Annotated in this window: 14 protein-coding genes; all 14 read right to left on the bottom strand. The window is 41.7% G+C overall.

What is annotated here, in order from left to right:
• Positions 1-17: 17 nt before the first annotated feature.
• The 14 genes from BUB11_RS11675 to BUB11_RS11610 all read right to left on the bottom strand — a co-directional run bounded on the left by BUB11_RS11675 (position 18) and on the right by BUB11_RS11610 (position 13,529).
• Positions 18-1,211, bottom strand: coding sequence for a thiolase family protein (locus tag BUB11_RS11675; protein WP_073029923.1), 1,194 nt, complete (start codon positions 1,209-1,211; stop codon positions 18-20).
• Between the two features lie 594 nt (positions 1,212-1,805).
• Complete coding sequence (locus tag BUB11_RS11670; RefSeq protein WP_073029922.1) at positions 1,806-2,666, bottom strand: GNAT family N-acetyltransferase; 861 nt, start codon at positions 2,664-2,666, stop codon at positions 1,806-1,808.
• Positions 2,667-2,959: 293 nt separating this feature from the next.
• Positions 2,960-4,267 carry a phenylacetate--CoA ligase family protein gene (locus BUB11_RS11665; RefSeq protein WP_073029921.1) on the bottom strand — a complete coding sequence of 436 codons (1,308 nt, stop codon included), beginning with the start codon at positions 4,265-4,267 and terminating at the stop codon, positions 2,960-2,962.
• A 271-nt stretch (positions 4,268-4,538) separates the two neighbouring features.
• Positions 4,539-5,438 carry a uroporphyrinogen decarboxylase family protein gene (locus BUB11_RS11660; protein WP_073030027.1) on the bottom strand — a complete coding sequence of 300 codons (900 nt, stop codon included), beginning with the start codon at positions 5,436-5,438 and terminating at the stop codon, positions 4,539-4,541.
• A gap of 219 nt (positions 5,439-5,657) precedes the next feature.
• Positions 5,658-5,918: a spore coat protein D gene (locus tag BUB11_RS11655; protein WP_073029920.1), complete on the bottom strand. Its 261-nt coding sequence runs from the start codon at positions 5,916-5,918 to the stop codon at positions 5,658-5,660.
• Between the two features lie 154 nt (positions 5,919-6,072).
• Positions 6,073-6,915, bottom strand: a complete 843-nt coding sequence (locus BUB11_RS11650) for a 1,4-dihydroxy-6-naphtoate synthase (RefSeq protein ID WP_073029919.1) — start codon at positions 6,913-6,915, stop codon at positions 6,073-6,075.
• Positions 6,912-7,616 (bottom strand): futalosine hydrolase, encoded by a 705-nt coding sequence (locus tag BUB11_RS11645; RefSeq protein ID WP_084110262.1) that lies wholly within the window; start codon positions 7,614-7,616, stop codon positions 6,912-6,914. The genes BUB11_RS11650 and BUB11_RS11645 overlap by 4 nt, the downstream gene beginning before the upstream one ends.
• A 158-nt stretch (positions 7,617-7,774) precedes the next feature.
• Complete coding sequence (locus BUB11_RS11640; protein WP_073029918.1) at positions 7,775-8,473, bottom strand: sulfite reductase subunit beta (hemoprotein); 699 nt, start codon at positions 8,471-8,473, stop codon at positions 7,775-7,777.
• Positions 8,474-8,525: 52 nt separating this feature from the next.
• A complete protein-coding gene (locus tag BUB11_RS11635) occupies positions 8,526-9,134 on the bottom strand; it encodes a DsbA family oxidoreductase (RefSeq protein ID WP_084110268.1) in 609 nt (202 codons plus the stop codon).
• A gap of 5 nt (positions 9,135-9,139) precedes the next feature.
• Positions 9,140-9,769 carry a hypothetical protein gene (locus tag BUB11_RS11630; protein ID WP_073029916.1) on the bottom strand — a complete coding sequence of 210 codons (630 nt, stop codon included), beginning with the start codon at positions 9,767-9,769 and terminating at the stop codon, positions 9,140-9,142.
• 149 nt (positions 9,770-9,918) lie between these two features.
• The gene (locus BUB11_RS11625; RefSeq protein WP_073029915.1) at positions 9,919-11,010 is read right to left on the bottom strand and encodes a TDT family transporter; all 1,092 of its coding nucleotides are present in this window, start codon (positions 11,008-11,010) and stop codon (positions 9,919-9,921) included.
• A gap of 85 nt (positions 11,011-11,095) precedes the next feature.
• Positions 11,096-11,482, bottom strand: coding sequence for a RidA family protein (locus BUB11_RS11620; RefSeq protein ID WP_073029914.1), 387 nt, complete (start codon positions 11,480-11,482; stop codon positions 11,096-11,098).
• Between the two features lie 420 nt (positions 11,483-11,902).
• A complete protein-coding gene (nrfD, locus tag BUB11_RS11615) occupies positions 11,903-12,850 on the bottom strand; it encodes an NrfD/PsrC family molybdoenzyme membrane anchor subunit (RefSeq protein WP_073029913.1) in 948 nt (315 codons plus the stop codon).
• A 22-nt stretch (positions 12,851-12,872) separates the two neighbouring features.
• A complete protein-coding gene (locus BUB11_RS11610; protein WP_073029912.1) occupies positions 12,873-13,529 on the bottom strand; it encodes a 4Fe-4S dicluster domain-containing protein in 657 nt (218 codons plus the stop codon).
• Positions 13,530-13,565 lie beyond the last annotated feature (36 nt).

Raw genomic sequence — 13,565 nt, 5'->3', positions numbered from 1 at the left:
CAGGGTTTCTTCCCAAGTTAAGAAACCCTGATAACGAGAGCAGCACCGGTGTCGCCAGCTGCACATCCTGTGAATAGACCATAACCACCGCCTAGAATAGCCAGTTCTTCAATCATTTCTATAATTCCCCGACCGGCAGTGGGTCCTTGAGGATGCCCATAAACAAGAGAACATCCATAATTATTCATGTTCATGACATCAAGACCCATTACGTTAGCCATGTATAAATCATTGGCCGTAAATGGATTGTGCGATTTGATTGATTTTAAGTCCTTGACACAGATACCTGCTTTATCTAACGCCATTTGGGATGCCGGAACTACTGCTGCTGCCATATGAGCCTTCTCTGCACGGGCATAACCATAGGAAAGGATCTGAACTTCGATGTTTTTATCTGAGCTCAGTTCACGAGCTTTATCTTTTGTTGTTACAATAAGACCGCAGTTACCATCAGCCGGGTGGGTTTGAGCACCAAATGAGTGTACTCCGCCTGGAATAACTGGTTTTAGTGGAGTCAAACTTTCAAAAGTTGTGGGTGTAATGCCTTCATCGGTTTTAACTTGGCCCGTTTTCTTTTTGCTTATTTTATATTCTGCGGAGACCATATAACGTTTTTGGAACGCCCGATCATTAGCCAAAGCATCCTGATATTGCTCGTACCGTCTAGCCGTAACCCTGTCTACGTCTTCCTTGGTAATCCCGCCAACTTTTTGGACCACGTTTTCCGCAGTCTGAATCATGGCTGCTCCGGCCCAAGGGTCATTGGCGAAGTTATCCATCAGCCAACTTTCCGCAATCAATTCGCCGCCTGGACCCTTTGGATTAGGCCAAACTGTGAAAGGACCATTAGAAGTACGGTCTGTGAGCATGCAAAATGAGGTTTCGTAGAGACCTGCTTCGATAGATATTGCCGCTTGATTTAAAACAGTCGTGGAAGTCGAGCAGGCCTGAGTAATATGCATTCCAGTAATATTTGGGGCTCCCATTAGAGCTGCCGCCCATGGACCATCGTAAAAAGTATGCAGTTGACCAATGGTTTTACCAAAAACAAGATATTCGAATATCTTTGGATCAATTTCTTTTGTCGCCAGCCACTTTTTAGTGGTCGACGCAGCCAGTTCAACGGCATGTTCATTTTGCAAACTCCCCTGCCACCGAACAAAAGGTGTACTGTAATAACCACCATAGGGAATATAAGCTTTTGAATACATTTGAATAACCTCCTTATTGTTTCTAAGTCTCAAACTCGAGGATAAATCCCAACACCGTTTACTTCCAACACCCCATATTATTGTGTAGATAAATTCCCTCTGGTTCGAAATATAAGCAAGATCCATACCAAATCATCAATAGATAGCGGTCAATTATCATAAAAATCCGAGAAGACCCAATTTGCTTAATAATCAGTTAATTTTTTCTATGTTAAGTTACTAATTCGTTGGTGTTTATTAATCCTTAATAGCTAATCCTTAAGAATTGTCGCATTATTACTACAACTTGATTGTATAAATACGACATTTTACATAACAACACCCCAACTAAGATTTGCAACTCACTTTGGTCACCTGATTGCATCCCTTTTTCATTGTTTATATGCCCCCCCTAATTGCTAGCTAAAAGCAAGATCTGCCAAATTGCCGTATTAATAATTATTACAAATAAAAAAGATAAGCATGAATTAATAATAATCCCTGCTTATCTGTATAGATGTTATATAAACTTTAAAAGTCTTCATAAAAAATAGTTGCATAATCACCATAACCTAATGCGTTGACAAATAGCTGAATACTTCACCTCTTGAAATTTTATCCGCTTTTTTTGCGATAATACTCATAAGTTGCTTCTATATGAAAACCAGTCTTTTGATAAAGCTCTATGGCATTGGCATTTTCGTTATTGACGTCAATTGTGATATCCGATCTTCCTCTTTGCAATAAGTCATCTACAATAAGGTGAAGCAGTTCTTTCCCGTACCCCTTGCTGCGATATTCAGGTACAATACCGAATCCAAATATCGTCACATCTTCTTCCTCTAAATTCACAGAAGCTATACCAATAATCTCATCATCCAAAACCGCAAGATATTGTTCCCTTGTATCCGATAAGAAGCAGTTTTCAATTAGGCTCTTAGATTCTTCACGGCTGTCGTCGAACACCTTCATATTAGCGGCAATCGCCTTTTCAAGATCCTCTTGCACTGCCTTTAACAGAATTAAGCGATACCTATTAAGACGAGTATAACTCGCCCTATCAAATCTCATAAAATACTCAGTATGATCATAATCAGCATTGAGAGCATCAATTACCCGTTTACCCGAAATTGATGGGCTTTCGCATACAAATAGAAGTTCGGGAATATCAAATGCTCTTAATTCTTCAACTGCTTTTCCTAATAATGACTTGAAGTATCCTTTTCCTCTAAACTTTGGCAGAGTGTAGGCAGTAATCTCTGCCTCATTTTTTGTCGGGATAAACATAGATAACATACTTATTAACTTGCCATTTTTATAGAGCAGGAAAAAACTTTTAATCTGTTGATTGATGTTCAATGACGAATCTAAAAATACGCTTCCTCTAAGGCTATCATGGTCAATACAAATCCCTTCTAAATCAAGTACCTCCGCGATAGCCTTTTGCCTTAAACTTACATAAGCTCTTATAGTCATTTTTGCCCCAAATTGCCTCCTCACTGTATAACCCGCATCCTTTTACATCTGCAAAGTCCTTAAGAGATAATACCATACCAATCAGTTACTAAACACATATATTTAAAGTTATTCTACTTTAAAATAAGTCCTCAGAAGGTGCTCCGTTAGTTATTATAACACTTTCATCATGTGTAATTGTGAGAATATACTAATTATCTTATCTAAAGAAGAGTCCACTCCTTATTTTTAAAGGCATGGACTCTTCAAACTCTATTCACTCAGCTCTAAGGCAGGACAAATATAACCATATATTATTTAGCGGTCTGGTTGCGGTAATCGAAGACTCGCTTGGCTTTACCTGCACTCCGTTCCAAGGTACCCGGTTGGACAATTTTCAAGCGAACGTTAATTGAAAGAACACTGTGGAGCTTCTGGCGGATGTAGCCGGAGAAGTCCTCCAACTTTGAATAAGGCTCGAGTAAATCTTCACGGGTAAGCTCGACCACCACTTCCAGCTCATCGAGAAAGTTACGTCTGTGGACATTGATGACATAATGGGGACCGATACCTTCGATCGTCATAAGAACGCTTTCAATTTGAGAAGGGAAGACATTGACCCCGCGAATAATTAGCATATCATCTGTTCGACCGATAATCTTACGCATTCGAGCCGTGGTTCGCCCACACTGGCAGGGATCCTGGGTAACGCGGGAAATGTCCTTGGTTCGAAAGCGGATCACTGGGAAAGCTTCCTTAGTCAAGGAAGTAAAGACTAACTCGCCTTCCTGGCCCGGCTCAAGAACTTCACCCGTCTCTGGGTCAATCGTCTCAACGATAAAATGGTCCTCAGCAATATGATGACCGCATTTGCAAGCGCATTCCCCAGCAACGCCTGGCCCCATGACCTCACTTAAGCCATAGTTATCGGTAGCAAGAATGTGAAGTCTGGATTCGATTTCGCTGCGCATTTCCTCCGTCCAAGGTTCACCGCCGAACAGCCCGATCTTTAGCTTCAATGAAGAAATATCAATACCCATCTTCTCGGCAACCTCTGCAATATAGAGGGAATAGCTCGGGGTCGATATTAGTACAGTAGTACCGAAATCTTGCATTAGCATGAGCTGTCTTTCCGTATTCCCTCCCGAAACGGGTACTACCAAGGCCCCGGCCCTCTCCAATCCGTAATGGAGGCCAAACCCTCCTGTGAAGAGGCCATAGTTAAACGCTATTTGAGCAACATCTTCCGAAGTGACCCCTGCCAGACTGACCATCCTCGCTGTCAGATCCGTCCAGGTATTGAGATCATTAGCCGTATAGCCGACAACCACAGGACGGCCAGTCGTTCCGGATGAGGCATGAACCCGTACCACTTCTCTCTGGGGAACAGCGAAAAGACCAAAAGGATAGTTACCCCTTAAATCGTCCTTTGTCGTAAATGGTAAGCATTTTAGATCGACTAAGGATTTGATCTTCTCAGGAGTTATACTTAACTTTTCGAATTTCGCACGATAATGAGGCACCCTATTGTAAACCCTGTTGACTGTCCACTTCAGACGTTCCAGTTGCAGTTCTTCCAGCCGGCCGCGACTCATACATTCTTGTTCAGTATTCCAGATCACGATAAAACCAACCTCGCTTCTTTGGAAATTTAAAAACTCTTTTCACAAAACAAAAAATAGCTACCACAAGAAAGGATAGCTATTACACAAACAATTGCAAAATGCTTCATATTCTGCCATCCTTCCATTCTATTAATATGACTCAACCCTAATCCACTTGCCAATTCTACCTTGCTACAACCTGTGAAACAGCTCACAGGTTTTCTACATTATTCATTCTAACTAACTATTGTGTAATTGTCTAGAGTTTTTTCCCCTTATGTATTTCATACTATATACCTACAGGGAGGTTACTCGCATACTTATATACGTCTAATACCTGTTTAGCCGATAAAGTACTTCCCAGAATCCCCGCACTGCTGCCAAAAATATATCCGCTCTCCATACCCTCAATAGAAGTTGCGGTTAATAATTCCAAGACTTTTTCAGTCCTGTTTTCCTCTGCAAACCATCCCAGATCGTATCCACCCATTAGACAGAGCCGATTTTCCGTCGCCATTCTGACCTTTGCTATATCAGCAAGGGAAGAAAAATCGAGGGAATGCAAGCCATTAAAACCTAAATTAATAATATCATCTAATACCCGCAATAAATCTCCATCCGCATGGAAGAAAACTGGAGCCTTTTGGCCCCTGAAAAATTCTGTTTGCTCTGCAAGGCCAGGGAAAAAGTCCTTACGCAGAGCCACAGGGGATATAAACGTTCCACTCTGATATGCTATATCGTCCGCAACGATTATTCCGTTTGCCCCCGAAGCCATAGCATTTAACCCAAGTTCGATATTAGCAGCTACAGACTTAGCGACAAGCTTAGGTATTACAGGGTCACATTTAGCAATTGCCAGCAAATAATCAGTAAACGAAGTGAATAGCTTAGCAGTTCCTTGAAAAGGGCCGTCGATTATAGCAAAAACAAAAAAATCCGTCTCTTTTCTCCATAGTTTAAGTTCCTCCCAAACCTGTCCATTGTCTTGTTGTGACAATGCAGGGGAAAAAGCTAACGCATCAAGTCCACACAGTTCACAAGCCTCTACTTTGTCTTTAAACGTTACGCTCTCTTTCAAACTTAATAATTCTGCAATAAAACCATCTTCAAGATGAAACTCTCCTTTAGGGAGGCGATCCACCTTCTCAAATCGTACAGCCGCCATTATTCTTTCAATTTTAGTCATCACTTTGCACTACTTCCTCTCTATAGGATTGCATTCGAAAGTTCGTTCCTCTTTCATTCTTCAATTCCCTGTAATTTTATGTAATCTCCTTTAAAAGAGGTTATACAAGAGTCCGATTATTCTTTAGATTCATAGTTATTATAATCTTTCAGTCAGATTAATACTAGACGCCTCAAAATAACAAGCCACGCTTTGCTCAGCGTGGCTTGTATTTTACAATTAATAGAAGAGACGATTAGTGTATCCTTGATACCCTTGAACACCCTGGCCTAAGAAACCTTGACCTTGAACACCTTGGCCTGCAAAGCCTTGGTCGACAACGACGGTTCTAGTAGTCTGTTGATAAATATGCTGAGGAACATCGATAATATTCTGACGGTTAATATTCACAATAGGATGAATAACTGGGACCATTCGCTGAGTGTAAAAATCTCGAACACAATATTGCGGGGGGCAACAGATTGGTTTACATCCATGCATTTAGAAACTCACCTCCTTAACTTTACTATATGCAAGAAATATATTTATGGTATAATATTCCAACAAAACATTATCCTGTTTGAAACGAGATATAAATAGACCCAAGCAAATCCAGAATTTGCTTGGGTCTATTTATATCTCGTTTTCTGATTTTTTATAAATAAAGCCTCTCCAAATCTACCTTTGGTACCAGGCCTTCTTGTGACGCTCTGCTCAGCAAGGATGCAACCGCTTTATATCCGATCTCGCCGATGTGTTCGGTGAATTCGTTAACGTAAAGCTTAATGTGCGCCTGAGTTACCTCAGCAGACAGCTCTTGGCTGTGGTGCAACACATATTCACTCGACGCCTTGGGGTGAGCCCAGGCATATCTGACTGATTCCTGAATCCAGCTGGAGATTGCAGACAAATCAAGTGAGCGTCGAGCAATAATAGCTCCCAGCGGAATCGGCAGATCAGTGTCTTGCTCCCACCAATTTCCTAAGTCTGCCATGAGAGTAAGCCCATATGCAGGATAGGTGAAACGCGCCTCATGGATCACAAGCCCTGCATCGACTAAACCATCACGCACCGCCGGCATAATCTCATGAAAAGGGAGCACTGTAATCTCGCCTACTCCCCCTGGCACATTTTGCGCTGCCCATAACCGAAAGAGCAAATATGCAGTTGACCGTTCACTCGGAACCGCCACCCGACTGCTATGCAATTTCGCAGGATCAAAGATGCCGCCTGCTTTATTTGAGGTCAGTAGCAATGGCCCGCAGCCCTTACCCAAAGCACCCCCACATGGCAACAGGGCATATTCAGACAATACCCACGGCAGGGCCGCATATGAGATCTTAACCACATCAGGGCCGTCGGAACCAGCGGCCATACCATTCGTAATGTCAATATCTGCGTAGGTTACATCCAGCTTAGGTGCACCGGGTATCAGCCCGTGTACCCATGCATGGAAAACAAACGTGTCATTGGGACAAGGAGAGAATGCAATTTTCATACTAATACCTCCGTTAATACTTCGCAAGCAGCTTCCAAAACGTCCAGTGCTTCTTTAATCCGCCATGCAGACCGATCACGCGGACCCACTATGTTTGAGATTGCGCGAATCTCCAGAACCGGCAAACCGCGATCAAGGGCTGCAAATCCAACACCAAATCCCTCCATCGCTTCTGCTGAGGCGTCATTTATCCGGGCAGCCAGTTCTATAGCTGTCTCAGACGTCCCAGTAACGGTTGAGACTGTGAGCACCGGGCCGGTATTAACAGGCAGTTTCGCATCTTGCAAGGCCTTCGTAATGCACTTTGCTAAGTTAGCATCAGTCAGAATTCGGGTCATTCCGAAACCCAACTCATCTAAACTATTGAACCCATCTGAAGTCTCCGCCCCCAAATCGGCGGCTACGATCTCTGTCCCTACCACGAGTGAACCTACTTCAGCTCTGCCAGGGAAGCCTCCGCCGATACCTGCACTAATAACCAAGCTGTATTCGGCTCCAACAAGCGCCTTAGTCGTATTAACTGCAGCAACAACCGCACCGACGCCCCCCACCAAAACATCAAACCTTGGATCTCTGTGTAAAGCTCGCACTACCGCATCTCTCTCGGCCGATACTGCCGTCACTACTAGGACACGCAACTGAGATTGCTGTCCGAAAGGAATTATGCTAGTTGGTTTTTTTAATCTTTGTTCTGAATCCAAAAAAAATACTCCCTTATATGTGATTCTAATTAAAAAATTTCCATTTAGAAAATAGTTTTGACAGACAAAACTAGGGCAAAAATCCTTGCTCCACAAGAATCTCAACCCCAATTTATATGTTAACAGTTTCAGAAGTGCAGATGCCAAGATAAATGGAGCTAGACTGTCAGGAAGCTTGCAACGGTTTCAAAGCCAATTCTATCTACAGTTTTGGCAAAACGTTCTCCTTTTAGACCATTTTCACGATAAAATTCCATAGCCTTATCCACAATATTGAGCGCCTCACTAATAGAGTACAAACCAGGCAACTCTCTCCCCACATGTTGTATTTGACTAAACATTCCTCCGATAGTAATCGCTACTTGGCCCTGTTTTCGCCCTTGCAATCCGATGCATCCAAGTTGGGGTTTCGAACAACCATTCCTGCATCCGCTAATCGTTACTCGGAATTTATTAGGAAGTGCAATATCGTATTTCCCTGTATAAAACTTTTCATTTATTTGCCTAGTCAATTCTGCCGTATCGAAAAAGCTAACTTGACAAACATCCCCTTTACACGTGAGTGCCGGTCTTACCCTCATCCCCGTACTTCCTGCCGACAGCCCCGCTTCCCTAAGCTCACGTGCGACAGCCTCTAAATCCTGATACTTGATCCAAGGTATTTCTACGTTTAAGCGTTGGGTTAAGGTAAAATAACCCCTGCCATAGTTCTCACTGACCTCTGTGATCTTTCGAGCTTCCTGGGCATTCATACTGCCTCCCTGTATTAACACCCTGCAGGAAAAATGAATACCATCTTTGTAGACGATATAGCCTCGTCCTTTTAACGCCTTTTTCTGTTCATCAGTTAATTCCATTTTAAGTACTTCTCCTCCCCTGCTCCTTGATCTATACTATAATTCTTAAATTTCATTTTAATTTAATATCTAACGGAAACCCGCCCCCTGTTCCCTGAAGGAACTTCTCCAGAGCTTCATAACTCTGGGCTCCATGGACTGCACGACCATCAACAATGAAACAAGGAACACTTTGAATTCCCAGATGCTGAGCTTCAGCTATATCCTGGGATACAGCTTGTTTATATTTCCCGCTAAGGAGAGTCTGCTTAAATTCTTGACTGTCCAGTCCAATCTGCCCTGCCAGCTCGATTAAAACGCCTACATCATTAATATTCTTTTGTTCTTGGAACTGAGCCGCAAAAACTGCATCATGATATGCATTGCCAAGCCCCTGTTCTTCCGCAAATTTAGACCCTTCCAGGGCCAATCTTGAGTGTTTGCTCTTTTCATTAAAGTTCATATTGAGCCCGTACTTTTTCCCTAAAGCTTCGACACCAGCCTTTGCTCTGGCCAAATATTCCGGTGATTTCTCAGGGAGTTCAATCCCCTCTGGCCTAAGTTCAAAAGCTTTCCATTCTACAGTTAAATTTTTATCCTTGGCCAACTGGTCAAGGGGGACTTTCCCTATCATACAAAAGGGTCATAAGAAATCCGAGAAGACTGTTATTTTACTTGACATCAAGATTACAACTCCTCATAGAAGGGCAATTGCTCGCCCCTGATAGTTGCTATTCTCCACAAGTAATCGTTACCCATGCCTTCTCTCTTATCTTCAATAAATCCTTTACTTTTCAGTAGATTCAAAGTGCTTCTGTTAGTAGCATATCCAGATAGATACCTCGCCCCTTGCTCTTTAGCGAATAGTCGCAAATTATTAAGTATCTTTTCCATAGTACCATCACTTAATAGATCGAACTCTTCATTCTTAACTAAGACGATGTCATTGATGAAGATTTCTTGTTTGTTAAGCTTTGAAATGTGAAGACTAATTAAAGCTTCCTCAAAGCCTAATGTATCTACCCACATAATCTGAGGTATCTGAATCCCGAGTAAACCTGCAAGTTCGGGACTATTACAGTAGGTAGTATAATATTCCTGCAAGAGTTGAACTAGTTGCTGATTGTATGCTCTAGACTGAACAGAGATGTTATATTGTCCTGGATACTGAAGTCTTATTTCATCATCACGCAGCACCTTTATTCCAGGGTCTCTTCCAATTTCAGATTTCAAGTCATCAACAGGAAAAAGACTCTTTATTTCATCCTCCGAAGGATTCCATTGTTCCGAATAGATACGCTGTGCCTTAACTGCCATCTAATGTCACACGCCTTTCAAATACCAAAAATCTTTTAAATGTATACAGGACAACTTAATTCCAAGCTTTTCTACTTACAATAATACAGTATTTAGGATTAAACGCCAACTCGCCCCTTCAATAGTCCTCTTGGGATTTGCACTCATAATTACCCTTCCGATTTTGAAATTGGGCTTCCCATAAAAAGCTTACCATTTAAAGTCCCTGCCATGGTTTTTATAAAAACATAGCTCCAAAGAAGAGCAAGGGAAAATGTTAAGAAAGCACTAAACCCATAAGTAAGGGGCGTTAAATAGATTGAGGCTATTTTCTGACTTGCTATTGTATAGGCTGCCAAGGGGAAGATAAACGCCCACCATCCCAACCCAAAAGGGATTCCACCTCTTCGCATATGATGAATGGAAATCAGTCCAGTAATCCCAATTACCCAAATACCAAATCCCCAGATTATAGTTGCCCCTAAGTAAGCAAGATCGACGGATGTTAATATTCCTAGGTTTTCGGCATTTTTTGCAATATCTATGATGGCAATAGAAGCAAGACCAACAGCACTTAACAGGATCCCGAACGACGGCGTCAACTCCGCTGGAGGAAGCGCATGTTGGGCAAGACGAACAAAGATCACGGAACTAATAAATATAAACAAAAAGAAACCTATCCCCAGCATAATTGTGTTGATAATGAAAATAGACATGCTCCAAGTGGGCTTATGGCTTAAACTTTGAATTAAAACAGCATTTCCCAACAACAATGTTGCCATATTAGCTATCGGTGCCATAATCCAGGAGAAATTAGTCGTTTCTGGTTTGGGTGCCACTTCAACCTGAATAATCCTAAAAGTCGTATAGAAAGAGAAAAAGGTAACTCCCGCTAACCCCGTAATCCAGGCAACAGTTGTAAGTATGAAGGTCAGGGATCCGCTTAGATATTGACTCCAAATCGTATAGATATTTGTTCCAACAATTATTGTGGCTACGGGCATTGTAACAAAGAAATTGCTTGCAACTGGATGATGAAGATCCCTTCGAACATACTCAAAAAAAGAGATCCACCGTATAACCCATGGAACGAGAACCAAGAAAAAAAGAATATCAGCCAGTGCTGCAACTGCTAAGCTCAACATATTTCCTGCGGGAAAGACATACTTCCATTGATACAAGATATTTGCAAGTCCCCCTGTACCCATAACTACAGCGAACCATCCTGGTGCTAAGTATTTTATAACGTGATGCTCAAGCATATCCTAAAAAATCCCCTCTATAATTATGTCTTATAAATTAGCTTATAATCCAAATCTTTTTTATATGGTATATTTAGCAATGCATTTAGCGATCTCCCCTTCTTGCAATCATTTCAATCTCCACTTGAGCCCCCAAAGGCAATGAGGAGACACCAATTGTAGTACGGGCAGGATAAGGCGAAGAAAACTTAGCTTTATAGACTGAATTCATAGCATCAAAGTTTACCATGTCTGTTAGAAAGACATTCACCTTAATAACATCATCTGACGTTAAACCCGAAGCAACTAAAACATTGAATAGATTTTGAAAGCATTGTTCAGTTTGAGTAGTTATATCACCTAAAACAAGCTTTCCTGTTGCGCAATCTATAGGGGTTTGCCCCGAAAGATAAATGATATCACCCGATTCTACGGCATGGGAATACGGTCCGATTGCAACTGCCCCGTCAGCAGTGTAAGCTTTTCTTGGCATTTGAAAATTCTCCTTAAACTAAATAGTTTCTTAAACTAAGATATCATACCACAAATTAACATAGTTCAAATAAATTCTTATTTCAGTTTACATAGAAACTAGCAGGGAAACAATCCCTTTCATCTAACTAAACATTAAAACAGTTCAATAACACCTTTTAAATTTAAATAGGCAGTCACTGAAAATCGTACTAATGCGGTGTCTAACTTAGAAATTTCAAGTTTAGAACGCTTTCATGACTTAAACAGGATAGTCGCGTTAGAATATTCGATAGTAATACTTTCGGCCTGGAAAATAGATTTTCCAGGCCGAAAGTATTGACTCGTTAGGTAATGAAAGTATAACTGGTCCAAAAAAGAGAGGAAGTTTTATACTTCCTCCCTTAGACTCAGACCCTAGCAATATTTTTTGATTTATAGTTTAACTCAATAGACCGTTCCAAACTGGCAGAGCTGCGAAAACGATCAAACATCGTAAAGTCAGTCCACCCACCATTACCGCTCCGTCACAAAGTAATAAAGCATTCTGGCTTTTCGCACTGGCTCCCTGGTTTACTCCCGCTGGCATATCTGCATTCTCAGATAAGTTTTGTTCTTTCATCGCTAAAGGCGCTTTCTTCTGGCGCCGAGACTGTTGAACATAAAAAACCAACGGTCCAACAAGCCCTGCAAGGATGAGGAGAAGCCAGAAAGGTAATGCGAGGGATTCTGTCAACAATAGGTTAGCTGATACCATGGCGACAGCTCCTTGGCCTCCGGAATAGATGAGTGCAAAGAAAGCAGTGATACTTATGATCTCCATACTAACAAGCCATAAATGGACTTGTGAAACTCGTTCCTCATGGACTTGGTGTTTTTCAAAGAAGTGCGCCAATAATGAGGTCAAGGATAATCCCGTCGAAAGGGCAGATACCACAAAAACTACTGGCATTAAATATGAGTTCCAAAAAGGCACTCCTTCAACTACTGCCAAGAGCATTCCTGTATAGGCGGCTGTTGCTAACGCTAATATTGCGCCAATATATGATAATACATCTGGAGCTTGCTTCTTGTTCCATACAAAGAACGCCTTAATAAAGGCCACGAAAATAAATGCTGTCAGAATATAGATTCCCCAAGTCATAACCGAACTAAAATTAAGAAACATGTTTATAATCAACCACGGTTTCTTTAGACCTTGCCTCAAATCCGTGATCAATAACAAGGCTCCAAAAGCAACAATTGGTGCTGAAACGTAATAGCCGACTCGGTTCAAATTAGTTTTTTTACCCAAAAAACCTTTTTCCGCTGCAAAAGAAGTTAGATATGCCCCCGCACCAAGTCCACCTAGAAATAGGTATATGGCAATAAGCCAACCCCAATGTCCCATTTTAAAATCCTCCTCTCGTTTATTATTTAGGAATTGCAATCATGGATGGATTCGTAATCTTAGGGTTTGGAAGCCCTTTATAGTTTAGATTTCCCTGTTGCGACAATTCCTTCATATTCCCCATAGTCAACGCTTGTGTAGGACAAACCCCCACACACATGGGACCTGATCCTGAATCTTGAAGCTTGTAACAAAAATGGCATTTTGAAACAGCTCCTGTTTTTTTCTGAATATGAGGCGCATGATAAGGGCAGGCATACAAACAGTAGCCGCAACCAACACACTTACTAGAATCCTGAATGACAACGCCGTCACTTTCCCTTTTTGTATAAGCGTTAACCGGACACACTTTGGCACAAGCTGGGTCAGCACAGTGATTACAACTCATAGACAAGGCATCACCCTTCTCATTGCGAAGAAGCTTTCTCCAAGGAGAATCCGCTTCCCACTTGTAAGTCTCTTGACAAATCCTCACACAGTTCTCACATTTAATGCATTTTGCTTCATCGTAACTGAACCCAATTTGTTTTTTCGTTTTCGGCTCTGCGTTTTCTTTAACAGTTTCTTCAGCCCGCAGGAGCTTAATTGGCATCAGGCCAATGGCAGCAACAGTTCCGAGCAATAATCCACCTTTAATTACACTGCGCCGGGATAATTCTATTCGTTTATTATGCGACATATTTTACAGCTCCTTTCAGCAATCGATCACTTATTG

This window comes from Desulfosporosinus lacus DSM 15449 (assembly GCF_900129935.1).
In the GTDB taxonomy this organism is placed as follows: Bacteria; Bacillota; Desulfitobacteriia; order Desulfitobacteriales; family Desulfitobacteriaceae; genus Desulfosporosinus; species Desulfosporosinus lacus.
This window is presented reverse-complemented; position numbering and strand designations above follow the sequence as displayed.

Excerpts from the sequence above, each read along its gene's own strand:
- BUB11_RS11675 (WP_073029923.1), bottom strand. The coding sequence starts at position 1,211 with ATGTATTCAAAAGCTTATATTCCCTATGGTGGTTATTACAGTACACCT.
- BUB11_RS11670 (WP_073029922.1), bottom strand. The coding sequence starts at position 2,666 with ATGACTATAAGAGCTTATGTAAGTTTAAGGCAAAAGGCTATCGCGGAG.
- BUB11_RS11660 (WP_073030027.1), bottom strand. The coding sequence starts at position 5,438 with ATGACTAAAATTGAAAGAATAATGGCGGCTGTACGATTTGAGAAGGTG.
- BUB11_RS11655 (WP_073029920.1), bottom strand. The coding sequence starts at position 5,918 with ATGCATGGATGTAAACCAATCTGTTGCCCCCCGCAATATTGTGTTCGA.
- BUB11_RS11650 (WP_073029919.1), bottom strand. The coding sequence starts at position 6,915 with ATGAAAATTGCATTCTCTCCTTGTCCCAATGACACGTTTGTTTTCCAT.
- BUB11_RS11640 (WP_073029918.1), bottom strand. The coding sequence starts at position 8,473 with ATGGAATTAACTGATGAACAGAAAAAGGCGTTAAAAGGACGAGGCTAT.
- BUB11_RS11630 (WP_073029916.1), bottom strand. The coding sequence starts at position 9,769 with ATGGCAGTTAAGGCACAGCGTATCTATTCGGAACAATGGAATCCTTCG.
- BUB11_RS11625 (WP_073029915.1), bottom strand. The coding sequence starts at position 11,010 with ATGCTTGAGCATCACGTTATAAAATACTTAGCACCAGGATGGTTCGCT.
- BUB11_RS11620 (WP_073029914.1), bottom strand. The coding sequence starts at position 11,482 with ATGCCAAGAAAAGCTTACACTGCTGACGGGGCAGTTGCAATCGGACCG.
- nrfD (WP_073029913.1), bottom strand. The coding sequence starts at position 12,850 with ATGGGACATTGGGGTTGGCTTATTGCCATATACCTATTTCTAGGTGGA.
- BUB11_RS11610 (WP_073029912.1), bottom strand. The coding sequence starts at position 13,529 with ATGTCGCATAATAAACGAATAGAATTATCCCGGCGCAGTGTAATTAAA.